26 protein-coding genes are annotated in these 23,158 nt (G+C 67.7%); 9 read left to right on the top strand and 17 right to left on the bottom strand.

Translation table 11 applies throughout. From position 1 onward, the window contains the following. Window positions 1-18: 18 nt before the first annotated feature. The 7 genes from raiA to LG380_RS08045 are packed head-to-tail and all read right to left on the bottom strand — an operon-like array spanning window position 19 to window position 5,226. Complete coding sequence (raiA, locus tag LG380_RS08075; RefSeq protein ID WP_225764467.1) at window positions 19-336, bottom strand: ribosome-associated translation inhibitor RaiA; 318 nt, start codon at window positions 334-336, stop codon at window positions 19-21. A 52-nt stretch (window positions 337-388) separates the two neighbouring features. Continuing rightward, window positions 389-1,810, bottom strand: a complete 1,422-nt coding sequence (locus LG380_RS08070; protein WP_225764464.1) for an RNA polymerase factor sigma-54 — start codon at window positions 1,808-1,810, stop codon at window positions 389-391. A 42-nt stretch (window positions 1,811-1,852) separates the two neighbouring features. Beyond that, window positions 1,853-2,572 (bottom strand): LPS export ABC transporter ATP-binding protein, encoded by a 720-nt coding sequence (gene lptB, locus LG380_RS08065; protein WP_225764463.1) that lies wholly within the window; start codon window positions 2,570-2,572, stop codon window positions 1,853-1,855. Continuing rightward, window positions 2,572-3,102: a lipopolysaccharide transport periplasmic protein LptA gene (lptA, locus tag LG380_RS08060; protein WP_225764460.1), complete on the bottom strand. Its 531-nt coding sequence runs from the start codon at window positions 3,100-3,102 to the stop codon at window positions 2,572-2,574. The genes lptB and lptA overlap by 1 nt, the downstream gene beginning before the upstream one ends. Beyond that, entirely contained in the window at window positions 3,080-3,646 is a 567-nt protein-coding gene (gene lptC, locus LG380_RS08055) for an LPS export ABC transporter periplasmic protein LptC (protein WP_225764459.1), read from the bottom strand. The genes lptA and lptC overlap by 23 nt, the downstream gene beginning before the upstream one ends. Beyond that, complete coding sequence (locus tag LG380_RS08050; RefSeq protein ID WP_225764458.1) at window positions 3,643-4,191, bottom strand: HAD hydrolase family protein; 549 nt, start codon at window positions 4,189-4,191, stop codon at window positions 3,643-3,645. The genes lptC and LG380_RS08050 overlap by 4 nt, the downstream gene beginning before the upstream one ends. Before the next feature lie 33 nt (window positions 4,192-4,224). Further along, entirely contained in the window at window positions 4,225-5,226 is a 1,002-nt protein-coding gene (locus LG380_RS08045; protein WP_225764457.1) for a KpsF/GutQ family sugar-phosphate isomerase, read from the bottom strand. A gap of 52 nt (window positions 5,227-5,278) precedes the next feature. Here LG380_RS08045 and LG380_RS08040 point away from each other — a divergent pair, with 52 nt between their 5' ends. From LG380_RS08040 to LG380_RS08030, 3 genes are read left to right on the top strand one after another with little or no spacing between them, the layout of a single operon-like run. Then, the gene (locus tag LG380_RS08040; protein ID WP_225764456.1) at window positions 5,279-5,509 is read left to right on the top strand and encodes a BolA family protein; all 231 of its coding nucleotides are present in this window, start codon (window positions 5,279-5,281) and stop codon (window positions 5,507-5,509) included. Window positions 5,510-5,528: 19 nt separating this feature from the next. Then, entirely contained in the window at window positions 5,529-6,803 is a 1,275-nt protein-coding gene (gene murA / locus LG380_RS08035; RefSeq protein WP_225764455.1) for a UDP-N-acetylglucosamine 1-carboxyvinyltransferase, read from the top strand. After that, a complete protein-coding gene (locus tag LG380_RS08030) occupies window positions 6,800-7,108 on the top strand; it encodes an EF-hand domain-containing protein (protein ID WP_225764454.1) in 309 nt (102 codons plus the stop codon). The genes murA and LG380_RS08030 overlap by 4 nt, the downstream gene beginning before the upstream one ends. Window positions 7,109-7,161: 53 nt before the next feature. On the opposite strand, the gene LG380_RS08025 is transcribed toward LG380_RS08030, so the two are convergent. The 5 genes from LG380_RS08025 to purM all read right to left on the bottom strand — a co-directional run bounded on the left by LG380_RS08025 (window position 7,162) and on the right by purM (window position 11,033). Beyond that, entirely contained in the window at window positions 7,162-7,848 is a 687-nt protein-coding gene (locus tag LG380_RS08025) for a DUF3108 domain-containing protein (RefSeq protein WP_225764453.1), read from the bottom strand. Window positions 7,849-7,850: 2 nt separating this feature from the next. Then, complete coding sequence (locus tag LG380_RS08020) at window positions 7,851-8,576, bottom strand: DUF3108 domain-containing protein (RefSeq protein WP_225766527.1); 726 nt, start codon at window positions 8,574-8,576, stop codon at window positions 7,851-7,853. A gap of 97 nt (window positions 8,577-8,673) precedes the next feature. Beyond that, on the bottom strand, window positions 8,674-9,357 hold the full coding sequence (purN, locus tag LG380_RS08015; protein ID WP_225764451.1) for a phosphoribosylglycinamide formyltransferase: 684 nt from the start codon (window positions 9,355-9,357) through the stop codon (window positions 8,674-8,676). Beyond that, on the bottom strand, window positions 9,354-9,962 hold the full coding sequence (locus LG380_RS08010; protein WP_225764449.1) for a DUF2238 domain-containing protein: 609 nt from the start codon (window positions 9,960-9,962) through the stop codon (window positions 9,354-9,356). The genes purN and LG380_RS08010 overlap by 4 nt, the downstream gene beginning before the upstream one ends. A 12-nt stretch (window positions 9,963-9,974) precedes the next feature. After that, window positions 9,975-11,033, bottom strand: a complete 1,059-nt coding sequence (purM, locus tag LG380_RS08005) for a phosphoribosylformylglycinamidine cyclo-ligase (protein WP_225764447.1) — start codon at window positions 11,031-11,033, stop codon at window positions 9,975-9,977. A gap of 98 nt (window positions 11,034-11,131) precedes the next feature. Between purM and LG380_RS08000 the strand changes: the two genes are divergently transcribed. Genes LG380_RS08000 through hda form a run of 3 tightly spaced genes read left to right on the top strand, consistent with a single transcriptional unit; the run spans window position 11,132 to window position 14,132 of the window. Next, on the top strand, window positions 11,132-12,262 hold the full coding sequence (locus tag LG380_RS08000; RefSeq protein WP_225764445.1) for a DUF2066 domain-containing protein: 1,131 nt from the start codon (window positions 11,132-11,134) through the stop codon (window positions 12,260-12,262). Further along, complete coding sequence (locus tag LG380_RS07995; RefSeq protein ID WP_225764443.1) at window positions 12,259-13,428, top strand: AI-2E family transporter; 1,170 nt, start codon at window positions 12,259-12,261, stop codon at window positions 13,426-13,428. The genes LG380_RS08000 and LG380_RS07995 overlap by 4 nt, the downstream gene beginning before the upstream one ends. After that, window positions 13,425-14,132: a DnaA regulatory inactivator Hda gene (hda, locus tag LG380_RS07990; protein ID WP_225764441.1), complete on the top strand. Its 708-nt coding sequence runs from the start codon at window positions 13,425-13,427 to the stop codon at window positions 14,130-14,132. The genes LG380_RS07995 and hda overlap by 4 nt, the downstream gene beginning before the upstream one ends. Before the next feature lie 42 nt (window positions 14,133-14,174). On the opposite strand, the gene murU is transcribed toward hda, so the two are convergent. From murU to LG380_RS07970, 4 genes are all read right to left on the bottom strand, one after another. Continuing rightward, the gene (murU, locus tag LG380_RS07985) at window positions 14,175-14,894 is read right to left on the bottom strand and encodes an N-acetylmuramate alpha-1-phosphate uridylyltransferase MurU (protein ID WP_225764439.1); all 720 of its coding nucleotides are present in this window, start codon (window positions 14,892-14,894) and stop codon (window positions 14,175-14,177) included. After that, window positions 14,891-15,901 (bottom strand): phosphotransferase, encoded by a 1,011-nt coding sequence (locus LG380_RS07980; RefSeq protein ID WP_225764436.1) that lies wholly within the window; start codon window positions 15,899-15,901, stop codon window positions 14,891-14,893. Before LG380_RS07980 ends, murU begins: the two co-directional genes overlap by 4 nt. Window positions 15,902-15,950: 49 nt before the next feature. Beyond that, entirely contained in the window at window positions 15,951-16,226 is a 276-nt protein-coding gene (locus tag LG380_RS07975; protein ID WP_225764434.1) for a GlsB/YeaQ/YmgE family stress response membrane protein, read from the bottom strand. Window positions 16,227-16,302: 76 nt separating this feature from the next. Then, complete coding sequence (locus LG380_RS07970; protein WP_225764433.1) at window positions 16,303-17,796, bottom strand: M20 family metallopeptidase; 1,494 nt, start codon at window positions 17,794-17,796, stop codon at window positions 16,303-16,305. A gap of 198 nt (window positions 17,797-17,994) precedes the next feature. On the opposite strand from LG380_RS07970, the gene LG380_RS07965 reads away from it, so the two are divergent. Both LG380_RS07965 and LG380_RS07960 read left to right on the top strand, forming a co-directional pair. Further along, on the top strand, window positions 17,995-18,333 hold the full coding sequence (locus LG380_RS07965; protein ID WP_225764432.1) for a ComEA family DNA-binding protein: 339 nt from the start codon (window positions 17,995-17,997) through the stop codon (window positions 18,331-18,333). Between the two features lie 196 nt (window positions 18,334-18,529). Continuing rightward, window positions 18,530-18,700: a hypothetical protein gene (locus LG380_RS07960; protein WP_225764431.1), complete on the top strand. Its 171-nt coding sequence runs from the start codon at window positions 18,530-18,532 to the stop codon at window positions 18,698-18,700. A gap of 562 nt (window positions 18,701-19,262) precedes the next feature. On the opposite strand, the gene LG380_RS07955 is transcribed toward LG380_RS07960, so the two are convergent. Then, on the bottom strand, window positions 19,263-20,666 hold the full coding sequence (locus tag LG380_RS07955) for a GntP family permease (protein WP_225764430.1): 1,404 nt from the start codon (window positions 20,664-20,666) through the stop codon (window positions 19,263-19,265). A gap of 164 nt (window positions 20,667-20,830) precedes the next feature. Here LG380_RS07955 and LG380_RS07950 point away from each other — a divergent pair, with 164 nt between their 5' ends. Next, window positions 20,831-23,074 (top strand): TonB-dependent receptor, encoded by a 2,244-nt coding sequence (locus LG380_RS07950; protein ID WP_225764429.1) that lies wholly within the window; start codon window positions 20,831-20,833, stop codon window positions 23,072-23,074. Window positions 23,075-23,158: the final 84 nt, after the last annotated feature.

Genomic DNA, 23,158 nt, shown 5'->3' with positions numbered 1-23,158 from the left:
TGGTGATGGGACTGGGGGTCATTCCCCATTGTCGCGCAATGCGTGCGGCGCGTGGGGCAGGCTCTTTTCCTTGTGCTTGATGACAAGGCGGTCGAGCTTGTCGGCGAGCAGGTCGATCGCCGCGTACATCGTCTGCCCGCTGGCGTCGGCGTGCAGGGTTCGGCCGGGAAGGTTGACCGTGGCAACGACGTGGTGGTCCGGCTTGCGCACTGACAGCTGGGTGCGCACTTCGCAGTGCTGGTCGAAGTGCCGTTCCAGTCGCTGCAGCTTGCTCTCGACGTATTCCTTGAGGGCGGGCGTGACTTCGATCTGCTGGCCGTACGTTTCGATGCGCATCGGGTACCTCCTTTGGTCGGGGTTGCATGAACCATCCGCCGCCTGGAGCTGGTCAGGCTATGCGTACTCTCTCGTGGGAGGCGGAAATGTTCATGGCTTCACGATACTTCGCCACGGTGCGCCGCGCCACCGGTATGCCGGAGGCCTTGAGCAGGTCAGCCAGCTTGGCGTCAGAAAGCGGCTTGCGTGGGTTTTCGGCCTCGATCAGGCGGCGGATCATGGCCTGGATCGCGGTGCTGGAAGCCTCGCCACCGCCGTCGGTATCGATGCCCGAGGCGAAGAACGCGCGCAACGGCAGGGTGCCGCGCGGGGTGCGCACGTACTTGCGGGCGATGGCACGGGAAATGGTGGATTCGTGCAGGCCCAGTTCGCTGGCAACCTCGCGCAGGGTCAGCGGGCGCAGCGCCTGTTCACCGAATTCGAGGAATCCGGACTGCTGCAGCAGCAGGCAGCGGACCACCTTCAGCAGGGTTTCGCCGCGTGCCTCCAGGCCCCTGAGCAACCAGCGGGCTTCCTGCAGCTGGGTGCGCAGGTAACTGGCGTCGGCCTCGCCGCAGTTGCGGATCATCTGCTCATAGCCGCGGTGGATCACCACCTTGGGTGCGGCATGGCCAGCCAGGGCCGCGCGCCATACGCCGCGGTGGCGCCAGACCACGCAGTCGGGGACGACGTAGGTGTCCGAGGCCGGCTCGCCCAGCTGCTTGCCGGGCCGCGGATCAAGGGTGCGCAGCAGCTGCACGGCTTCCTCGACCTGGTCGACCGGCTGGCGCAGTTCCTGCGCCACGCCGGCCACGCCGCTGCGCGGCAGCTTTTCCAGCGGGCCGGCCGCGATCAGGCGGGCCAGCTCCAGTCCCGGGGTCTGCGGCGGCAGTACGTCCAGTTGCAGCGCCAGGCATTCGCCCAGGGTCCGTGCACCGACCCCGACCGGGTCGAAACGCTGGATCTGGTGCAGCACGGTGAGGATTTCCTCTTCGCTGGCGACCACGTCCGGGCGCAGCGCCTCTGCGATGGCGGGCAGGGGTTCGCGCAGGTAGCCGTCCTCGTCCATCGCGTTGATGAGCGCGGCACCGATACGGCGGTCGCGCAGCGACAGGTGCGACAGGTGCAATTGCCACAGCAGGTGGTCGGCCAGGGTCTCCGGCTCGACCATGCGGTCGGTGGCGCTGCCCGGTTCCTCGTCATCGAAGGAGCCGCCGCCACCGTTGCCCGAGGTCCAGTCGGTGTCGGGCATCCAGTCATCGGTGGGCGCGGAGTCGTCGTGGTCCCCGCTGTTGCCGTCGGCCTTGTCTTCCTGTCCGGAGGCCGGCAGCGAGGCGTCGTTCTCGGCCCATTCCAGCAGCGGATTGGTTTCCACCGCTTCGGCAATTTCCACTTCCAGCTCGGCGCTGGACATCTGCAGCAACTTGATGGCCTGACGCAGCTGCGGCGTCATCACCAGTTGCTGTCCCAACGATGTCTGCAGCCGTGCTTTCATGCCTGTACCGGTCAACAGGGAGCGGGACGGCCTGCCGCGGAATCAGAGTCGGAAGCTATCCCCGAGGTAGACGCGACGGACGTCGGTGTTCGACAGCAATTCGTCCGGTGCCCCCTGCGCCAGCACGCTGCCTTCATTGAGGATATACGCGCGGTCGCAGATTCCCAAGGTCTCGCGCACGTTGTGGTCGGTGATCAGCACGCCGATGCCACGTTGCTTGAGGTGGCTCACGATACGCTGGATCTCGCCCACCGAAATCGGATCGACGCCGGCGAACGGCTCGTCGAGCAGGATCAGGCGCGGCCGTGCGGCAAGGGCCCGGGCGATCTCGCAGCGGCGACGCTCGCCGCCGGACAGGCTGGCGCCGAGCTGGTCGGAGACATGGCCGATCTGCAGTTCGTCCAGCAGCGAGGACAGCTCGCGCTCGCGGCCGGCGGCATCCAGGTCCTCGCGCAGCTCGAGCACCAGGCGGATGTTGTCGGCCACGGTCAGCTTGCGGAACACCGACGGTTCCTGAGGCAGGTAGCCCACGCCGAGCTTGGCGCGGCGGTACATCGGTTCGGCGGTGATGTCCTGGCCGTCGAGGACGATGCGGCCGGCGTCGGCCTCGACCAGACCCACGATCATGTAGAAGCAGGTGGTCTTGCCCGCGCCGTTGGGACCGAGCAGGCCAACCACCTCGCCCGCATCCAGGGTCAGGGCGAACTCGCGGACCACCTCGCGCTTCTTGTAGTTCTTGCGCAGGCCCTCGGCAACGAGCATTACTTGCTCTCCTTGGCGGCCGGCGCGGCGGTCTTGTTCTTGGGCTGGATCACGGTGCGCACGCGGGTGCCGTCGCCGCCGGACTGCATGTTGCCGGTGGCGATGTTGTAGACCATGCGCTGGCCGGCATTGCTGCCGCGCTCGCTCTCTACCTTGTAGTCGCCAATCAGGGTGAGGGTGTCGTTCCTGATGTCGTACTCGATGCGGTTGGCTGTGGCATTCATCCAGGTGCCGTCGTCCATCTGCTGCTTCAGCTTGGCCTGCTTGCCGATGAAGATGGCACGGACGATTTCACCGTCGGACATGTAGAGCTCGGCCTCGTTGGAGCGCAGCTCCATCGTGCCCTGGTTGATTTCCACGCCCTGGGACAGCACGGTCTTGCCGGCCCCGTCGAACGAGCCGGACTGGGCGCCGGCATCGATGGTCATCGGCTGGTTGCGGTCGGACTTCTTGGCCAGCACGGGCCCGGCTGCGAGCAGGGCGGCGAGCAGGGCGAGCGGAGCGAGCCTAGCGGGCAGCTTTGGGTTCATAGCGGGTCTTGGCCTGGGAAAGGAATTTGTACTGGCTGGATTTGAGGTCGGCTTCGAAACCGACGCCACTGTGGATGATACCCGGGCGGGTCATGGTGACCTTGTCATCGGTCCGGGCCACGTTGCGCTCCGGGAACACATCCAGGCTGGTGGTGCGGAAGGTGGTCGGTGGCGTGGTGCCATCCTGCGGGCTGTCGCCGTTGACGTTGCCGCGCAGGCGCATTTCCTCGCCCTTTGCGCTGACCCATGCGGTATCGGCGCGCAGTTGCCAGTGCCGGCCGTTGTCGTCGGGCAGCAGGAACAGCGGCGTCTGGATGGTCATCGTCTCGTCGGCGCGGTTGCGCTGCATCGAAGGCGCGCGCAGCGTCGTGGCCTCCTTGCCGTCCTTGTCCAGCGCCACGATCTCGAAATCGCCGAGGATGTAGTCCGAACTGCTGGTGTCATCGGGCGGGGTGGTGATGCCGGCGCGGTGGCGCCAGGCGGACCAGCCGCTGACCAGCGCCGCCAGCAGCAGGACACCACCGAGGATGCCGCGCCAGCTCACGCCGAATACCTCGCCAGCACCGCGTCGATCCGGCCCTGCGCGGCGAGCAGCACGTCGCACAGCTCGCGGGCGGCGCCGCGTCCACCTTCGGCGCGGGTGATCCAGTGCACGCGCTCGGCGATCCACGGATGCGCGTTGGCCGGCGCGACGGCCAGCCCGGCCGCCGAAATCGGGGCGAGATCGGGCAGGTCATCACCCATGAAGGCCACCTGCTCCATGCCGATGTCGCGCAGCTCGCACAGCTTGCGCACGCTGGCCAGCTTGTCGCCGACCGCGATCTGGGTGTCGATGCCCAGGTCGTTGCCGCGGCGCATCGCCGACAGGCTGTTGCGCGCGGTGATCAGCACCGGGTGGATGCCGTGCTGCTGCAGCAGTTTCAGGCCCAGACCGTCATGCACGAAGTACGCCTTGCTCTCGTTGCCGTCGTGGTCGTAGTAGAGACGGCCATCGGTGAGCGTGCCGTCGACGTCGAAACAGGCCATGCGGATGTTCCGGGCGGCGGCAAGCAGTTCCGGCGGAAAGGCGGCCAGCGGGTCGTAGGGCATCGGGAGGGAGATCCGGATAGTGAATGGGGGTGGTTAAACCACTTTTGCCCGCAACAGGTCATGAATGTTCAGGGCGCCCACCGCGCGCTGGTCGCCATCGACGACGATCAGGCCGTTGATCTTGTGGGTCTCCATCAGCCGCGCCGCCTCTACCGCAAGCTGGTCGGCGCCGATGGTGCGCGGTTGCCGGGTCATGACATCGGCTATGCGCGCGCTGCGCACGTCCAGCTCACTGTCCAGTGCGCGGCGCAGGTCGCCGTCGGTGAACAGGCCGACCAGACGGCCTTCGCGATCGACCACGGCGGTCATGCCCAGTCGCTTGCGGCTCATTTCCACCAGCGCCTCGCTGAGGCTGGCATCGTCGTACACGCGAGGCAGCTCGTCGCCGCTGTGCATGACGTCGGTGATGTGCAGCAGCAGGCGGCGGCCCAGGCTGCCGGCCGGGTGCGAACGGGCGAAGTCATCGGCGGTGAAGCCGCGCGCGTCCAGCAGGGCGACGGCCAGCGCATCGCCGATCGCCAGCGAGGCGGTGGTGCTCGAGGTCGGGGCCAGGGCCAGCGGGCAGGCCTCGTGGGCCACGCTGACATCCAGGTGGACGTCGGCGGCGCGGGCCAGGCTGGACTGCGGCCGGCCGGTCATCGCAATCACGTGGTTGCCCTGGCGCTTGAGCACCGGCAGCAGCATCAGCACTTCGTCCGATTCCCCGGAGTAGGACAGGGCCAGGACCACGTCGGCTTCGGTGATCATGCCCAGGTCGCCATGGCCGGCTTCGCCGGGATGGACGAAGAACGCCGGGGTGCCGGTCGAGGCCAGGGTGGCGGCGATCTTGCGGGCGATATGACCCGACTTGCCCATGCCGGTGGCGACCACGCGGCCGCGGGACCCGAGGATCATCCGGCAGGCGCGGGCGAATTCCTCGCCGATGCGGCCACCGACGGTGGCCAGGGCGTCGCGCTCGATCTCGATGACCCGCTGGCCGCTGGCAATCAAGCTGGCGTCATCGGGGGCACCGCTGGAACGGGGTGGAACGGCCATGTGGATGCCGGTCGGAGAGTAGAATGGGCGTTCATTTTATTAGGAAAGCCCGTTGGACGCCGAGACCATCCGCAATCTGATCGAAACCGGCCTGCCTGGCGCCCGTGCCGACGTGCATGGCGATGATGGCGTGCATTTCGAGGCCACCGTGGTGTGCGAAGCCTTTGCCGGCAAGCTGCCGCTGGCGCGCCACCGCATGGTCTACGCAACGCTGGGCGAACTGATGGGGGGCGCCATCCACGCGCTGGCCCTGAAAACCCTCACCCCGGCCGAAGCCGGCTGATCCGCAAAGAGCCCACTCCATGGCGAAGATCGTAGTGACCGGCGGCAATGTGCTGAACGGTGAAGTCCATATTTCCGGCGCCAAGAACGCGGTGCTGCCCATCCTGTGCGCGACCCTGCTGGCCGATGCGCCGGTGGAGATCACCAACGTGCCGCACCTGCACGACGTGATCACCACGGTGAAGCTGCTCGGCGAGCTGGGCGCCAGGGTGACCGTCGACCAGGGCACGCTGTCGCGAGGCAGCGCGATCGTGGTGGACCCGAGCAGCGTCAACCAGGTCGTTGCCCCGTACGAGCTGGTCAAGACCATGCGCGCCTCGATCCTCGTGCTGGGCCCGCTGCTCGCGCGCCATGGCGCGGCCGAGGTCTCGCTGCCCGGCGGCTGCGCGATCGGCTCGCGCCCAGTGGACCAGCACATCAAGGGTCTGCAGGCACTGGGTGCGGAGATCAGCGTCGAGAACGGCTTCATCAAGGCGCGCGTCAACGGGCGCCTGAAGGGTGGTCGCTACACCTTCGACATGGTCAGCGTGACCGGCACCGAGAACGTGATGGCCGCCGCGACGCTGGCCGAAGGCACCACGGTGCTGGAGAACGCGGCGATGGAGCCGGAGGTCATCGACCTGGCTGTCTGTCTCAACACGCTGGGCGCACGCATCGAGGGCGCAGGCACCCCGCGCATCACCATCCATGGCGTCGAGCGCCTGTCCGGTGGCTGCCATTCGGTGTTGCCGGACCGCATCGAGACCGGCACCTTCCTGGTGGCCGCGGCGATGACCGGTGGCAGGGTCACCGCAAGCAACGCCCGTCCGGACACCATGGACGCGGTGCTGGCCAAGCTCAAGGAAGCCGGCGCGCACATCGAGACCGGGGAGACCAGCATCACCCTGGACATGCAGGGCAGGCGGCCGAAGGCGGTCAACCTGACCACCGCACCGCATCCGGCCTTCCCGACCGACATGCAGGCGCAGCTCATGGCGCTCAACTGTGTGGCTGACGGCGTGGGCGTGATCACCGAAACGATCTTCGAAAACCGTTTCATGCACGTCAACGAACTGCTGCGCCTGGGCGCCGACATCCAGGTCGAGGGCCACACCGCGATCGTGCGTGGTGTGGAGCGCCTGTCCGGGGCGCCGGTGATGGCCACCGACCTGCGTGCCTCGGCATGCCTCATCCTGGCCGGCCTGGTGGCGCAGGGCGACACCACGATCGACCGCATCTACCACCTCGACCGCGGCTACGAGAACATCGAGGAGAAGCTCGGTGCGCTCGGGGCCAGCATCCGGCGGGTGCAATGATCCTGCGCGGCCGTTTCACCCGTCGCCGCAAGGCGCTGCTGATCATCGTGCTGGTGGTGCTCGGCTGGCTGGGCTACGCCTGGCATGCCGGCCTGGCCATCACCCAGGGGCTGGAACAGCGCGACATGGACTGGAATGGCGATGGCATCGCCAGCCAACGCGAATGGCTGCAGGCCTTCCATGCGGTCAGCGTGCGCGAGAGCCAGGAGGGCAACCGACACTGCCGCAGCTTCTACTGGCGCGCCAGCGGCGAGCAGATCCGGGTGGACTGCCGCACGGTGTTCAAGCAGGAAGAAACGCCCTGAGCAAGAAAAACGCCCGCGAAAGCGGGCGTTTTTATCTGTTGCCGCAGGGTTGGTCAGTGGACCGACTTCACCGTCAGGTCCAGCGCGTCCTTGCCGTCCTCACGCTGCAGCAGGCGCGCCGGCACCGGCAGGTCCGGGACGATCCAGGCGATCAGTTCCTTGTTGCCGTCGGTGCGCGAAACCTTGGTTGCCTCCTGCGAGCGGCCGTTGACGGTGATGTTCTCCTTGCCGACCACTCGGTAGGACATCGGCTTGACCCGGCCCTCGTCGACCATGCGGTAGTTCAACGGCTTGCCGGCCGCCAGGTCGCGGGCGATGGCCAGATTGATCAGCAGCGCGTCCATGTCGCCGGCCTTCAGCGCCACCGGGCCGCTGCGCTCGGGCTTGATGTCGCCGCTCCAGGTGGCCTGCCTGGCGTTCCAGTCGTAGTTGGCCTCGACGTTGCGCTTTTTCACCAGCAGCACCGAACTGTCCTTGCTGCTGAGCGGACGCAGGCGGCCATTGGCCTCCTCGAACAGCGTGCTCTGGCTCAGGTCGGCCAGCTGGTTCTTGACCCTGAGGCTGTAGCGCCACTTGTTGCCGGCTTCGGCGGCCAGCGTCATCACGCCGTCGGCCTTCATTCCCATGTAGCTGGCCTGGTAGTCGGCCTTGAACGGCTCCAGCGCCATGGCCGGCAGCGCGGCCAGGACGACGGCGGTGGCCAGCGCGGCACGCGGCAGGAATCGGGTCAGGGTCTTCATGGTCAGGCTCCTTGGTATTCGATCAGGCGCAGGTCGATGCTGTCCTGGCCGTCTTCGCGTTGCAGGATGCGAACTGGCGTCGGAACGCCGTTGGCGATCCACAGGATGGTTTCGTCGTTGCCGCCATTGGTGCGGTAGACGCGCAGGGCGTCGTAGCTGAGATCGCCGACCTGCACGATCTCGGTGGCGTCGGCGGCGCGGTACTCGTACTGGCGCACCCGGCCAACGTCGACGTAGCGATAGCTGAGCGCCTTGCCGGGGCGGGCATCGCGCACCAGTGCCAGGTTGAGCAGCAGGGCACTCTGGTCGCCCGGCTGCAGGGTGATGGGCTGGCGGCGTTCCTTCTTCAGGTCGCCGGTCCATTGCGCGGTGCCGGAGGACCAGTTGTAGGTGCCGGTGACCTTCTTGCCAATGAACAGGCCCTTGCGCACCGTGCTCTGGCTCAGCGGCACGTAACTCCCGCCGTCGTTGTTGAACACCGTGCTCTGTTCGAGGTTCAGTCCGAGCACGCCGGCAAACCCCTTGCGGCCGTGCACGGCCATGTCCACCCGCCACTGCGGGCCCCCGCCATGGGCGACGCGCATGGTCGCATCACCGGCTTCCTTGCCTTTGTAGAAGGCCTGGTAGGTGGCAACGAACGGTTCCAGCGGCGGCGGGGTCCACTCGGTGGATTCGGGTGCCGGCACAACGGGGGCGGGCGTTTCCTGGGCATGGCCCAGCCCCACCATCAGGGTGAGGGCAGCCAGGGGCAGGAGCTTGAGTGAAGCGGTCAGCGGCATGCGGTGGGGGACTGAGGAAAGGGAGGGGAGCATGCCAGTGCGCGGATCAGCGCGGTGTGGAAACGGCTTCTGCGCGCACGAGCTGCCCGGCCGAATCTAGGAGCAGGGGGCCCAACAGCGGCTGACCATCGAAGTGAACCTGAGCTCCGCATTCAGCTACGCGCCCGGCGACGAGCAGTCGCGTGGTGGCCAGCAGCAAGGGATGCTCGACTTCTAGCACGCGCGCAGCCAGGGTTTCCGGGGTGTCGCCGGCCAGCACCGGTACCCGGGCCTGGGCGATCACGTTGCCGGCATCGAGCTCGGGCACGACGAAATGCACGCTGGCACCATGCTCGAACTCGCCGGCTTCCAGGGCGCGGGCGTGGGTGTGCAGGCCCTTGTAGCGCGGCAGCAGCGAGGGATGGATGTTGATCAGCTGGCCCTGGAACCGGCTGACGAAGCCGCCGCCGAGGATGCGCATGTAGCCGGCGCAGACGATCCAGTCCGGCTGGCTTGCAGCCACGGCATCGCCCAGCGCCAGGTCGAATGCGTCGCGGTCGGCGTAGTCCCTGGGAGAGCGCGCCCAGCGCAGTTCCCCGGGCACCTTTTCCAGCGCGGCGGCAGCGGGCCTGTCGGAGAACACGCCGACGATCCCGGCGTCCAGTTGCCCGGCGCTGATCGCGTCCAGCAGGCACTGCAGGTTGCTGCCGCGGCCGGAGGCCAGCACGGCGATGCGGGAAGGTCGGGTCATCGGGCTTGTTTCCGGGCAAAGGGCCACGCCAGCAGGCTGCCCAGCGTGGCCAGGGCCATGTCCGCATGGGCGTCCCAGGCGTCGCCCTGCTGGCCGTTGTAGGATTCGGCGGCTTCGGGTGACAGGGCCAGGGCAATGCCCCATTCCATCCACTCGTAGACCAGGCTGGAACACATGATCGCCATCACCGCCAGGGTAAAGGCGTGACCGGCACGCAGCGCGGGCCACAGTTGGCGGGCCCACTGCGCCAGCGCCGGGGTGAAGCAGGCGCCATAGAGCAGGTGGACCAGACGGTCGAAGTGGTTGCGCTGCCAGCCCAACGCCGCGCCCGGCGACCAGCCGAACGAGGCCTGCATCCATGCGTCGTAGGGCACGTTGGAATACAGCCAGCGCGCGCCAAGGCAGTGCAGGGCGATGAACACGCAGATCGCGGCATGGGCGCCGTTGCCCAGTGGCCAGCGCCGGTCCACCCACCACAGCGCTGCCAGTCCGACCACGGTCAGTGAACTGTGCAGGGCCTGTTCCAGCGGCCAGGGCGGCAGGATCCAGCTGGCCACGAACACGGCCAGTACCGCGCAGAACGCAGCCTTCTTGGCGGCGGACATGGGCGCGGGCCCTCAGCCGATGCGCACGCGCTCGTTGCCCTGGGCGGGGACGACCTCGCCGATTTGCCAGTGGGCCAGCTCCAGCGCGTCGAGCGAGGCATTGACCGCAGCCACTTCGGCGGCCGGCACGATCAGCACGAAGCCCACGCCGCAGTTGAAGGTGCGCCACATCTCGCTGTCGGCTACCGCACCTTCGGCCTGCAGCCACTGGAACACCGGCGGCAGCGGCCAGCTGCCGGCGCGGATGTCCAGGCCCAGGCCCTCGGGCACCACGCGGATGATGTTCTCGGTCAGGCCGCCACCGGTGATGTGGGCCATGCCGTGGATCGCCGCGCCGTGCTGCTTGAGCAGCGACAGGATCGGCTTGACGTACAGGCGGGTCGGCGCCATCAGCGCATCGACCAGCTTGACGCCGCCTTCCAGCTCCAGGTCAGCCGGCGAACCGGCGCGCTCGTAGATCCTGCGGATCAGCGAGTAGCCGTTGGAATGCGGGCCGGAGGAAGCGATACCGATCAACACGTCGCCTGCGGCCACGGTCGAGCCGTCCTTGAGTTCGCTCTTTTCAACTGCGGCCACGGTGAAGCCGGCCAGGTCGTACTCGCCCGGGGCGTACATGTCCGGCATCTCGGCGGTCTCGCCGCCGATCAGCGCGCAGCCGGCTTCGGTGCAGCCGTTGGCGATGCCGCCGACCACGGCCGCGGCGGTGTCCACGTCGAGCTTGCCGGTGGCGAAGTAGTCCAGGAAGAACAGCGGCTCGGCGCCCTGCACCAGCACGTCGTTGACGCACATGGCCACCAGGTCGATGCCGATGGTGTCGTGGCGACCCAGCTGCTGGGCCAGCTTGAGCTTGGTGCCGACGCCGTCGGTACCGGACACCAGCACCGGCTCGCGGTACTTGCCCGACAGGTCGAACAGGGCGCCGAAACCGCCCAGTCCGCCCATCACTTCCGGACGGAAGCTGCGCTTGACCAGCGGCTTGATGCGCTCGACCAGTTCATTGCCCGCGTCGATGTCGACACCGGCATCACGATAGGTCAGGGGAGTGTTGCTGGAGGTCGGGGTGCTGGTCACGGGCGGGCTGCACTGGCGGAGTGAACTGGCGATTTTACCAGCCCACGTTGGCGCTTAGGCCGCATTCGGGCAACAATTCACCCCGGAACCGTCGAGCAATGGAATCTTCAATGCGTCGCAGCCTGGCCCTACTCCTGATCCTGGCGCTCTGCGTCCCCGCGGGCCTTGCCTCCGCCCAGTCCGGCCTGCGCACCGAGGGCGATGTTGCCAGTGCCAGCGGCGTGTACGAGGCCGAAGTGCCGGTCAACAGCCAGAGTGAGGCTGACCGCAATGGCGCGCTGGCACGCGCGCTGGGCGCGGTGCTGGGCAAGATTTCCGGCGACCGCAGCGCGATGACCCGCCCGGGCGTGGCGCAGATGTTGCGCAACGCGCGCGATTACGTCGAAAGCTACGACTACCGCCAGGACCAGGGCACCTCGTCCACCGGCGCGCCGAGCTTCCGCACCATGCTGGTGGCGCGTTTCCGCGCCAGCGACGTCGATGCACTGGTCGGTGCGCTGGGCCTGCCGGTGTGGCCGCAGCCGCGGCCCAAGCCGGTGGTGTGGCTGGCCATCGATGACGGCAGTGGCCCGCGCCTGGTAAGCGTGCAGCAGACCAATGCCGCCCGGCCGCTGCTGGACCGTGCCATCGAGCGTGGTTACCGCCTCGGCCTGCCCGGCGGCGGCGCCGCCGAACAGGCGCTGGTCGGCGCGATCTGGCGCCAGGACGTGGCGACGGTAGCGCGCGCCTCCTCGCGCTACGCACCACCGATGCAGCTGATCGGCAAGCTCTACCGGGCCCAGGGTGGCAGCGGCTGGGTGGCCGACTGGATCTTCGTCGACGGCGGCCGCGAGCTGGCGCGCTGGAGCACGCGCGAGGGCGATGCGCGGCGGGCGATGGCCGGGGGTGCCGACGGCGCGGCCGACGCGCTGGTCAAGCGCTACGCCAAGGCCGAGGCGCTGGGCGCCCATGGGGTGTATCGGGTGGCGGTGAGCGGTATCCGCAGCGCCGATGATTACCTGCGCCTGTCCGCGGCGCTGCAGGCGTTGCCGGTGGTCAAGACCATCGTTCCAGTGAAGGCGAGCGGCGACATGCTGGAGCTGGACCTCGAGCTGGCGACCGGCCTGCCGGGCTTCAACCGCATGCTCGGCGACAACGGCGTGCTGGTGCCGGCCTCTGCGCCGTCCACGCTGGATGGCGAGCCGGTTCCGGTGCCGTCGGGCAGTCGCGCCGAGTACCGCATCCGATGATCGCTTCGGCCGACGTTGAGATTTCCAAGTTCCTGCGCCGCCTGCAATGGGGCGGGGTGACATTGCTTGCGCTGTGGGTGGTGTGGGCGCTGGCGCCGATCCTGACCCCGTTCGTGCTCGCCCTGATGCTGGCCTGGCTGGGTGATCCGCTGGTGGATCGGCTGGAAGCGGCCGGGCGTTCACGCAATACCGCCGTCGTGCTGGTGTTCGTGCTGATGGTGCTGCTGCTGGCGCTGGCCCTGCTGATCCTGGTGCCGCTGGTCGAGCGCCAGGTGGGCACGCTGGTTGCCGCCGTGCCGCAGACCCAGGAATGGGTGGTCGGTACCGCGGTGCCATGGCTGGAGCAGAAGACCGGGATGGAGTTGATGGGCTGGCTGGATCCCGAGCGCCTGGTGGAGTGGACGCGCAGCCACTGGCAGCAGGCCGGCGGCATGGCCAAGACCTTCTTCGGCTACGTCTCGCGCTCGGGCTTTGCGATGGTGGCCTGGGTGATCAACATCGTGCTGCTGCCGATCCTCACCTTCTACTTTCTGCGCGACTGGGACATCCTGGTGGAGCGGGCGGTCTCGCTGATCCCGCGCAACCACGTGGCCACGGTGTCGCGCCTGGCGCGCGAATCGGACGAGGTGCTCGGTGCCTTCATCCGCGGCCAGATCGTGGTGATGGTGGCGCTGGGCGTGATCTACGCCGTCGGCCTGAGCCTCATCGGCCTGAACCTGGGGCTGCTGATCGGCCTGGTGGCCGGCCTGATCAGCTTCATTCCTTACCTCGGTGCGACCACCGGCGTGGTGATGGCGGTGCTGGCCGCGCTGGTGCAGGCGCAGGGCTTCGACCTGAAGCTGCTGGTCGGCATGACCGTGGTGTTCACCATCGGCCAGCTGCTGGAAAGCTACGTGCTGACCCCTCGCATCGTCGGCGACAAGATCGGACTGCACCCGGTGGCGGTGATCTTCGCGGTGATGGCCGGCGGCCAGCTGTTCGGCTTCCTCGGCATGCTGCTGGCCCTGCCGGCGGCGGCGGTGATCAACGTGCTGCTGCGCTATGCGCATGAGCGCTACCGCGAGAGCGAGCTGTATGCCGGCCCTGCGCCGGCGATCGTGCTGGACCCCTATATCGACAGGCCGGGCGACATCGTCGTCCCGCCGAAGGATGTTGAACCGAAGTGAGCGTGCCGCAGTTGCCGCTGGCCCTGCGGTATCCGCCGGACCAGCGCCTTGGAAGTTTCGTCGGTGCCCCCGATGGGGTACTGGCACAGTTGGACGCCATTGCCCGTGGCGCTGCGTCGGACTGGGTCTACGTGACCGGCCCGGCCGGAACCGGCAAGACCCATCTCGCGCTGGCGGTGTGCGCTGCCGCCGAGGGCGCCGGGCGCTCGGCCGCCTACCTGCCGCTGGTGGCCGCCGCCGGTCGCCTGCGGGATGCGCTGGAGGCGCTCGAGGGCAGGGACGTGGTGGCGCTGGATGGGCTGGAGGCCATTGCCGGCCAGCGCGAGGACGAAGTTGCCCTGTTCGATTTCCACAATCGTGCCCGTGCCGCAGGGGTGACGTTGATCTACACCGCGCGGCACACGCCCGACGCGCTGGGCCTGGTGCTGCCGGATCTGCGATCGCGCCTGTCCCAGTGCGGTCGGGTGATGCTCGATGTGCTCGACGATGCCGGCCGCGCCGCGGTGCTGCGCGAACGGGCGCAGCGCCGTGGCCTGGTGCTGGAAGAGGCGGCCATCGGCTGGATGCTGACCCGCACCGGCCGTGACCTGGGCGGCCTGCTGGGCCTGCTGGATCGGCTGGACCGCGAATCGCTGGCGGCCCAGCGCCGCGTCACCGTGCCGTTCCTGCGCCGGGTGGTCGAGGGCGGCAAGCCCGCCGCCTGAGCAGATTCGCCGGCAGGCGTTCGCCACCGGCATTGCCGTAACTTACTGGCCGCCGCGCAGTTCCGCATCCAGCGCCTGCAGGCGCTGCGGGGTTCCCACGTCGGTCCAGCGGCCACGATGGTGTTCGCCACTGACGCGTCCTTCCATCATCGCCGCGCGCAGCAGCGGGGCCAGCTTGAAGCGTGGCGGATTGGCCTCCACGCCGTCGGCATTGCCGATGACCTGGCGCCAGTCGCGCAGCAGCGAGGGTCGATATACCCCCAGCCCGGCGAAGGTCAGCCGCGCCGCATCACCGTCACTGAGCACGCGGCCGTGGTCGAGTACGAAGTCGCCGCCGGGGTTGTGCGCGGGATTGTCGACCAGCACCAGGTGAGCTTCGCCAGCCGGCTGGTCGGGCAGCTCAGCGAAATCGGCATCGCACCAGATATCACCATTGACCGCGATGAAAGGCATATCCGTGTCCGCTTCATCCAGCAGGGCGAGCGCATGCAGCATGCCGCCGCCAGTTTCCAGCGGCGTGTGGCCTTCGTAGGAATAGTGCACGCGCAGGCCCCACTGGCTGCCATCACCCAGCACCTGCGGGAAACGATCGGCCAGCCACGAGGTGTTGACCACGACCTCGCGCACGCCGATCGCCGCCAGCTTTTCCAGGTGCCAAGCGATCAGCGGCTTGCCGCCGGCCGGCAGGAGCGGCTTGGGCGTGTGCTCGGTCAGCGGACGCATGCGCTCACCGAGTCCGGCGGCAAAGACCAGCGCCTTCATGCGGGATCCTTTTCGGCCATGGCCGGCTTGATCCGGCGTTGGAGCAGGTCATGCAGCGGCGCGAGCTCCGTGTAGCGCGGAAGCACTTCTTCCAGGTAGCGGATGAAGCGCGGCGCGTCGGCGAAGTAGTGCGGCTTGCCGTCGCGGTCGCGCAGGCGCACGAAGATGCCGAGGATCTTCAGGTGGCGCTGGACGCCCATCCAGTCGGCATCGCGCAGGAACTGCGGCCATGCCGGCACCGGCAGCCCGGCGGTGCGGGCACGGGCGTGGTAGCGCGCCAGCCAGCCGTCGACCCGTTCCAGTGGCCAGCTCAGGAACGCGTCCTTGAACAGGCTGGCCGGGTCGTAGGCAATCGGTCCGCGCACCAGGTCCTGGAAATCCAGCACCGCCAGCGCGTCGCCGACCGGCATCAGGTTGCGCGGCATGAAGTCGCGGTGCGTCAGTACCTGTCCTTGCGCCAGCGCGTTGTCCATCAGGCGACGCTGCACCAGCTGCAGTCGTTCCACTTCGCCGCAGTCCAGCTGCAGGCCAAGGTGGCGCTGCAGGAACCACTCCTCGAACAACCCGGCATCACGCTGCAGCAGCGCTTCGCCGAAGACGCCGAAGCCTTCAGGCACGTCAATGGCCTGCAGCCGCAGCAGCTGGTCAAAGGCCGCCTCGAACCAGTCATCGGCGTTGTCCTCGTTGATCTGGCGGGCGAGGGTGGGAATACCGAGGTCTTCCAGCAGCAGGAAGCCCTGTTCGGGCTCGCGGGCCAGCACCTGCGGGACTCGCACGCCAGTGGGTTCGAGCAGGTCGTGCATGCGCAGCCACGGGCGCACGTCCTCCAATGATGGCGGCGAGTCCATCACGATGTGGCTGCCGCGCGCGCTGCTGGCGCGCCAGTAGCTGCGGAAGCCGGCATCGGTGGAGGCGCGTTGCAGCGTGGCAGCAGCGTCGCCGAGCGCGGCACGGGCCCAGTGCAGGCGCTGTTTGGCGCGCAACGGGTCGGAAGCAGGGTCGTTCATTGGGAAAAGCCGGTAAGGCGCCGGCGGCGCCATCAGGGTAGGCGCGGGCTCAGCGACGTTTGCCGCCGCTGACCAGCCGCAACAGGGCAAGGATGGCAACCGCGCCTAGGATCGAGCCGAGGAAGCCGGCCGGTTGCCCTGCGGCATACCAGCCCATCTCACGCCCGAACCAGCCGGCGAACACGGCGCCGGCAATGCCCAGCACGATGGTCAGCAGGCAGCCCATGCGGTTGTTGCCGGGCATGAAGAACCGCCCGAACAGGCCGACGAAGAAGCCGATCAGGATGATGTAGAGCCAGCTCTCGCTGCCGAACAATCCGCTCATGCCGGTACGCCACAAAAGGAAAGACGCAGCCTAGCAAGGCCAGGCTGCGTCCGTCATCAAGCCATCAGGGCGTGGCTCAGCAGCAGCCGTGGCCGCCGTGGCGGGTGCCGCTGTCGGCATGCACCTTCGAACCGCTGGTCTCGCCACGCAGGCTGGCGGCGTGGTGGTCGCTGAGCACCTTGGCCACGCAGGCAGTGACCTTCTTGCCCATCGGGATGTGCAGGAACTCGTTCGGGCCGTGCGCGTTGGAATGCGGACCCAGCACGCCAGTGATCATGAACTGCGCGCCCGGGAACTTCTCGCCGAGCATGCCCATGAACGGGATCGAGCCACCTTCGCCCATGTACATGGCCGGCTTGCCGAAGAACGCCTGCGAGGCGTCGTCGATCGCTTTCTCCAGCCACGGTGCCATCGCCGGCGCGTTCCAGCCGGTGGAGGCCTTTTCCAGCTCCAGGCTGACGTGCGCGCCGTTGGGCGGATCACGCAGCAGCGCTTCCTTGAGCAGCTCGCCGCACTGTTTGCCGTTCGCGGTCGGGGGCAGGCGCAGCGACAGCTTCACCGCGGTTTCCGGGCGCAGCACGTTGCCGGCCGACTCCAGCGGCGGCATGCCGCCGATACCGGTCACCGACAGCGCCGGTCGCCAGGTGCGGTTGAGCACCAGCTCGGTCAGCTCCTCGCTCATCGGCTTGAGGCCTTCGACCAGCGGGAACTTGTCGAAGATGGCGGTATCCACCACTTCGGCCGCGCGCTTGGCCTGTTCCAGGCGCTCTTCCGGGATCTCCACGTGCAGGCCGTCGAGCAGGATGCGGCCGGTGTTCTCGTCCTCGATGCGCGACAGCAGCTGGCGCAGCAGACGGAACGACGACGGCACCACGCCGGAGGCGTCACCGGAGTGCACGCCCTCCTCCAGCACCTTGACGGTGAAGTTGCCGCCGGCCAGGCCGCGCAGCGAGGTGGTGCACCACAGCTGGTCGTAGTTGGCGCAACCCGAATCCAGGCACACTACCAGCGACGGCTGGCCGATGCGGTCGGCCAGGTGGTCGACATAGGCCGGCAGGTCGTAGGAGCCGGATTCCTCGCAGGCCTCGATCAGGATCACGCAGCGGGCGTGCGACAGGCCCTGCTCCTGCAGGGCGAGGATGGCCGCCAGCGAACCGAAGATCGCGTAGCCGTCATCGGCGCCGCCGCGGCCGTACAGCTTGTCGCCACGCAGCACCGGCTTCCACGGCCCCAGGTCCGGGTCCCAGCCGGTCATTTCCGGCTGCTTGTCCAGATGGCCGTACAGCAGCACGGTGTCCTCGCCGGTGTCCGGGCCCGAGGCCGGGATTTCCAGGAAGATCAGCGGGGTGCGGCCTTCCAGCTGCACCACTTCCACCTGCAACCCGGCCACCTTCTGGTTGCGCGCCCAGGTCTCCATCAGGGTCACGGCCTGGGCCATGTAGCCGTTCTGGACCCAGTTCGCGTCAAACATCGGCGACTTGTTGGGGATGCGGATGTAATCGACCAGTTGCGGGACGATGTCGTTGTCCCATTTGTCGCTGACGAATTGGCCGATCTTGGCGCTGTCCATCTGGTAACTCCGGTAGCAGGTGTAAGGGGCCCATTGTACGCCCCGGCTTGTGTACGAATTTTCCTACAAGGGGTCGGGCGATTCACCTGCTGTGTGGATGGCGCGTGGACGATACGATCCCTGCATGTGGCGCGGGACACTGGCCCGGTCGACGAGGATGTCGACGGAGACTCTTCCCAAGCCACAAGGAGTGTTGCCATGAAGTTTTTCACCGTGACGTTGAAGTCACTGGTATTGAGCCTGCTGCTGGCCGGGTCCGCCCTGGCGGCGGAAAAGGTGAACATCAATACCGCTGACGCGGCGGAGCTGGACCGGGTACTGGTGAACGTGGGGGCGGCAAAGGCCCAGGCGATCGTCGATTTCCGGGACGCGAACGGACCTTTCAAGAGCGCCGAGGAGCTGGCGCTGGTGAAGGGAATCGGTTTGAAGACGGTCGAACGGAATCGGGACCTGATCGAAGTGGGCGCGGGGAAGGCGCCTGCAGGGAAGGCCGCCACGACGGCAGCCTCCAAGCCCAAACCGGTGGAAAGGCGCTGACTGGTAAGGATGCAACGGTATACGGTCTGGGCAGGACGCCAGGGTCGGATCCATTTGGGGGCAGGACGCCAGCTACAAGCAAGGATGCTGACAGGGATGTGACGATCGCCCGGTGTTGCACAGTGACGTGCAGCCCGGGCGATTTCTTTTTGGGCCTCGATAAACGCGGGGTGCGGACACCCCGGCCAGTGGACTGTTGGAACAGTTCGGCCAGGCGGTGTGCGCCTCCAGCGGCACCGCTACCGAGCAGGCCGGCTCCGGCACGGCCGCCGCTCGCGGCCACCACGGGCAGGTGGTGGATCGCGCCGCTCGGACGCTGGCGGTGGCCTCCACCCGGGCCAGACTGCCGATCCCTCTTTCCTCCTGACCCCCGAGCCTCCAGGTCCCCCCGGAGTCCCCCAAGTGCCCCAAGTGCCCCAAGTGCCCCAAGTGCCCCGGAGTGCCCGAGTGCCCGAGTGCCCGAGTGCCCGAGTGCCCCGGAGTGCCCCGGAGTGCCCCGGAGTGCCCGAGTGCCCCGGAGTGCCCGAGTGCCCGAGTGCCCGGAGTCCCCGAGTCCCCGAGTGCCTGAGTGCCCCGGAGTCTCCGGGTCCCGGAAGTGCTTGCTTCCGGTCGGACCGAAGCCCATGGGCCAGGGGGCGCGAGCTGGTGCTTGGAGCCTTTGGTTCCGCGGGTGATAGCACTGCCGGCGTGCCGACTTCTGATCGGCCACTACACCGGGCCCAGGCTGACCCCGGACGCCGAGGTGCCGCTGGGCGGACCGGCCCCGGCGGCACCGAGTGGCGCCCAACTTCGACGGCACCCTGCAGGAGCCGACCCGGTTCGCGTGATCGGCGTGGCCAAGGGCCAGGCAATGGGCATGGTTGGCAACACGAACCTCACCGTGTGGGCCCCCACACAACGGCCGGCGCCGCTGTGGCGATGGCCGGGCCTCAGACCCAGCCGGTGGCGTAGTACACGCCGATGATCGCGAACACCGCCAGGGTCTTGATGACGGTGATGGCGAAGATGTCCTTGTAGGACTGGCGGTGGGTCAGGCCGGTGACCGCCAGCACGGTGATCACCGCGCCGTTGTGGGGCAGGGTGTCCATGCCGCCGGAGGCCATCGAGGCCACGCGGTGGAGCACCTCCATCGGGATGCCGGCGGCCTGGGCGTTGGCGATGAAGCTGTCGGCCATGGCCGCCAGCGCGATGGACATGCCGCCCGAGGCCGAGCCGGTGATGCCGGCCATCGCGGTGACCGAGATGGCCTCGTTGACCAGCGGGTTGGGAATCGAGCCCAGCGCGTTGGCCACGACGAGGAAGCCCGGCAGGGCGGCGATGACCGCGCCGAATCCGTATTCGGAAGCGGTGTTCATCGAGGCCAGCATTGCGCCACCGATGGCACTTTTCGTCCCTTCGGAGAAGGCGGTGACCACCGGCTGCCAGGCCAGCGCGATCACTGACAGGATGCCGACCAGCAGCGCGGCCTGCACCGCCCAGATCGCGCCGAGCTTGGCGGTTTCCTGCACGACCGGCGCCGGGTTGCCGATCACCGCCGGCACGAACGAGGTGGCGTCGCCGTACCAGTCCGGGATCCAGCCGGTGAACAGGTAGTTGGACACGCCCACCAGCAGCAGTGGCAGCAGGGCAACCAGCGGATGGGCCAGCTTCTCGCCGGCAAACGGTGCCGGTTCGTTGAGCAGCGCTTCGCTGCCGGCATAGCCCTCGCCGGCAGCCAGCGCGGCGCGGCGGCGCCACTCCAGGTAGCTCAGGCCCAAGGCAAGGATGATCAGGGTGCCGATCACGCCCAGGGTCGGCGCTGCCCAGCTGGTGGTGCCGAAGAAACTGGTCGGGATGATGTTCTGGATCTGCGGCGTGCCCGGCAGCGCGTCCATGGTGAAGGTGAAGGCGCCCAGGGCGATGGTGCCGGGGATCAGCCGCTTGGGGATGTTGGACTGGCGGAACAGCTCGGCGGCGAACGGGTAGACCGCGAACACCACCACGAACAGCGACACGCCGCCGTAGGTCAACAGGCCGCAGACCAGCACGATGGACAGCATGGCGCGCTGGGCGCCGACCAGCCTGATGGTTGCGCTGACGATGGCCTTTGAGAACCCCGAGACCTCGATCAGCTTGCCGAACACCGCGCCGAGCAGGAACACCGGGAAGTACAGCTTGAGGAAGCCGACCATCTTGTCCATGAAAAGGCCGGTGAACATCGGCTGGACCAGTGCCGGGTCGGTGAGCAGCACCGCGCCCAGTGCGGCGATCGGGGCGAACAGGATCACGCTGTAGCCGCGATAGGCCACGAACATGAGGAAGACCAACGCGGTCAACACGATCAGAAACGACATCCCCGCCTCCCGGCAAAACAGTGGCCGGGAGTATCCGGAGCGGGGGGGCGATCGGCCCACTGTACGAATGGACAGTACGCCGCGCCAAGGCCGGCGGCTAACTTGCGCAGCATCGGCGGCATCCGTGTGTCGCCATGTCATACCCGGGAGGAGGGGAGACCGATATGAAGCGCAAGACTCTTTGCATGGCCATCGGTGGCGTGCTGCTGGCACCGGCCATTGCCATGGCCCAGGATGCACCGGCCGCCAGTACGCAGGCCGGCAGCCAGGCCACCACGCTGGACGAAGTGACCGTTACCGCGCGCCGCCGCAGCGAATCGATCATGGACGTGCCGGTGGCGGTGTCCGCCTTCGGCGAGGAACAGCTCAAGGACCTGCAGGCGACCACCGTCGAGGGCCTGCAGGGCGCCGTTCCGAACATGAACATCGCCCAGGGCCGCGGCTCGGCCAACTCGGTCAACGTCGCCATCCGTGGCATCGGCCAGCCGGACGCGCTGCAGACCTTCGACCCGGGCGTGGGCATGTACGTTGACGACGTCTACTACTCGCGCATCAACGGTGCCCTGTTCTCGCTGTTCGACATCCAGCAGCTGGAAGTGCTGCGTGGCCCGCAGGGCACGCTGTACGGCAAGAACTCCACCGGTGGCGCGATCAAGCTGACCACCAAGAACCCCTTCGACAACGAGGGTGGCGCGGTCGAGCTGACCGCCGGTGACTACGGCCGCGCCGAAGGGCGCTTCTATGTCTCGGGCAAGCTGAGCGACTCCGTGGCCGCCAGCATTGCCGGCGCCAAGATCACCAACGACGGTTACGTCAAGGATCCGGAGACCGGCCGTCGCTTCAACGACGACGACACCGAAGCCCTGCGCTTCAAGCTGGCGCTGAGCCCGACCGAAGACTTCCGCGCGACCATCAGTGTCGACCACACCAAGCAGGACGCCGCGCTGACCATGGGCCGTCCGATGGCCGACCTGCGCGCCACCAGCCTGGCCCCGGCCGGCGTGGTGGTGCTGCTGCCGGGCCAGACCGGCGACTGGAACCACACCGCGCGCACCTCCTTCGACCCCGACCAGGGCCAGAAGCTCAAGCACGACGGTGCATCGCTGGCGATGGAGTGGGACCTCAACGAGCAACTGCAGCTCAAGTCCATCACCTCCTACCGCAAGCTCAAGACCGAGTCCTACATCGACATCGATGCGTCCGAGTACGAGCTGGGCGACGTGCTGGTGGCGCTGGACCAGGACCAGAAGAGCCAGGAATTCCAGCTGCACTACGACAATGGCAGCAACCTGCACGCCACCTTCGGCGCGTACTACATGAAGGAAAACGTGCCCTCCTACCAGGAGGCCTATGCCGATGACCTGTTCCAGCTGCTCGGTGCGCCGCTGCCGTTCCTTCGCACCATCGAGGACGACCTGAGCACCACCTCCAAGGCCGCCTTCGCCCACGTCAACTGGGAGTTCATCCCGACCTGGACGCTGGCCGCCGGCGTGCGCTGGACCAAGGACAGCAAGGAGTACGACCGCAGCACCAGCACCTTCTGGGGCGCGCCGTACAACGTGATCAACGAGACCGTCGCTTTTGCCGCCAAGGCCGACTGGACCGCGGTGACGCCGTCGATCAGCCTGCAGAAGGAATTCAGCGACAACCTGATGGGCTACGTGTCGGCCAACCGCGGCTTCAAGAGCGGTGGCTTCAACGGCCGCGCCAATACCGTCTATGACACCCAGAACGCCAGGTTCGATCCGGAATACGTCTGGACCTACGAAGTGGGCGTCAAGGGCAGCTCCAGCGACCGCCGCTTGCGCGGCAGCGCCACCGCCTTCTACAGCAAGTACAGCGACTTCCAGGCGCGCGTGTCGCAGGACGTGGGCACCTTCCCGGTCCTCAACGCCGCGGAGATGAACATCAAGGGCCTGGAGCTGGAAGGCTCGGCGATGCTCGGCGCGGCCACCACCCTGAGCGGCCAGGTGTCCTGGCTGGATGCCAAGTACGACCGTTTCGATGACTTCCGCCTGGATCCGACCTACCCGGGCTTCGATCCCAACGTGAACCATGACCACGTGCCGTTCTCGCCGGACTGGAGCGCACGCGTGGCCCTCCAGCACGTGTTCCAGCTGGGCGACAACGGCAGCCTGACCCTCGGCGGCGACGTCTCCTACCGCGGCGACACCTGGTTGAGCGTGGACAACCGCGACGTGCTGAGCCAGGACGCCTACACCCTGGTCGGCCTGTACGGGGTGTGGGATTCGCCGCAGCTGGCATGGCAGGTGCGTGCGGGCGTACGCAACCTGACCGATGAGAGCTACAAGGTCGAAGGCCAGGAGTTCGCCAGCGTCGGCAACATCCAGACCGCGTACTACGGCCTGCCGCGCAACTGGTACGTGTCGCTGCGCTACAACTTCTGATCCGGGCCACTGGATTGCAGCCGGCCTGAAGGGTGCCGGCTGCACGGAAGCAATGAACAACGGCGGCATGCCTGGCATGCCGCC

Source organism: Stenotrophomonas sp. Marseille-Q4652 (assembly GCF_916618915.1).
In the GTDB taxonomy this organism is placed as follows: domain Bacteria; phylum Pseudomonadota; class Gammaproteobacteria; order Xanthomonadales; family Xanthomonadaceae; genus Stenotrophomonas.
This window is presented reverse-complemented; position numbering and strand designations above follow the sequence as displayed.

Bases quoted from the DNA above. Each gene is read 5' to 3' on its own strand.
- raiA (WP_225764467.1), bottom strand. From the start codon at position 336: ATGCGCATCGAAACGTACGGCCAGCAGATCGAAGTCACGCCCGCCCTC.
- LG380_RS08070 (WP_225764464.1), bottom strand. From the start codon at position 1,810: ATGAAAGCACGGCTGCAGACATCGTTGGGACAGCAACTGGTGATGACG.
- lptB (WP_225764463.1), bottom strand. From the start codon at position 2,572: ATGCTCGTTGCCGAGGGCCTGCGCAAGAACTACAAGAAGCGCGAGGTG.
- lptA (WP_225764460.1), bottom strand. From the start codon at position 3,102: ATGAACCCAAAGCTGCCCGCTAGGCTCGCTCCGCTCGCCCTGCTCGCC.
- LG380_RS08050 (WP_225764458.1), bottom strand. From the start codon at position 4,191: ATGCCCTACGACCCGCTGGCCGCCTTTCCGCCGGAACTGCTTGCCGCC.
- LG380_RS08045 (WP_225764457.1), bottom strand. From the start codon at position 5,226: ATGGCCGTTCCACCCCGTTCCAGCGGTGCCCCCGATGACGCCAGCTTG.
- murA (WP_225764455.1), top strand. From the start codon at position 5,529: ATGGCGAAGATCGTAGTGACCGGCGGCAATGTGCTGAACGGTGAAGTC.
- LG380_RS08030 (WP_225764454.1), top strand. From the start codon at position 6,800: ATGATCCTGCGCGGCCGTTTCACCCGTCGCCGCAAGGCGCTGCTGATC.
- LG380_RS08025 (WP_225764453.1), bottom strand. From the start codon at position 7,848: ATGAAGACCCTGACCCGATTCCTGCCGCGTGCCGCGCTGGCCACCGCC.
- LG380_RS08020 (WP_225766527.1), bottom strand. From the start codon at position 8,576: ATGGTGGGGCTGGGCCATGCCCAGGAAACGCCCGCCCCCGTTGTGCCG.
- purN (WP_225764451.1), bottom strand. From the start codon at position 9,357: ATGACCCGACCTTCCCGCATCGCCGTGCTGGCCTCCGGCCGCGGCAGC.
- LG380_RS08010 (WP_225764449.1), bottom strand. From the start codon at position 9,962: ATGTCCGCCGCCAAGAAGGCTGCGTTCTGCGCGGTACTGGCCGTGTTC.
- LG380_RS08000 (WP_225764445.1), top strand. From the start codon at position 11,132: ATGGAATCTTCAATGCGTCGCAGCCTGGCCCTACTCCTGATCCTGGCG.
- LG380_RS07995 (WP_225764443.1), top strand. From the start codon at position 12,259: ATGATCGCTTCGGCCGACGTTGAGATTTCCAAGTTCCTGCGCCGCCTG.
- murU (WP_225764439.1), bottom strand. From the start codon at position 14,894: ATGAAGGCGCTGGTCTTTGCCGCCGGACTCGGTGAGCGCATGCGTCCG.
- LG380_RS07980 (WP_225764436.1), bottom strand. From the start codon at position 15,901: ATGAACGACCCTGCTTCCGACCCGTTGCGCGCCAAACAGCGCCTGCAC.
- LG380_RS07975 (WP_225764434.1), bottom strand. From the start codon at position 16,226: ATGAGCGGATTGTTCGGCAGCGAGAGCTGGCTCTACATCATCCTGATC.
- LG380_RS07970 (WP_225764433.1), bottom strand. From the start codon at position 17,796: ATGGACAGCGCCAAGATCGGCCAATTCGTCAGCGACAAATGGGACAAC.
- LG380_RS07965 (WP_225764432.1), top strand. From the start codon at position 17,995: ATGAAGTTTTTCACCGTGACGTTGAAGTCACTGGTATTGAGCCTGCTG.
- LG380_RS07955 (WP_225764430.1), bottom strand. From the start codon at position 20,666: ATGTCGTTTCTGATCGTGTTGACCGCGTTGGTCTTCCTCATGTTCGTG.
- LG380_RS07950 (WP_225764429.1), top strand. From the start codon at position 20,831: ATGAAGCGCAAGACTCTTTGCATGGCCATCGGTGGCGTGCTGCTGGCA.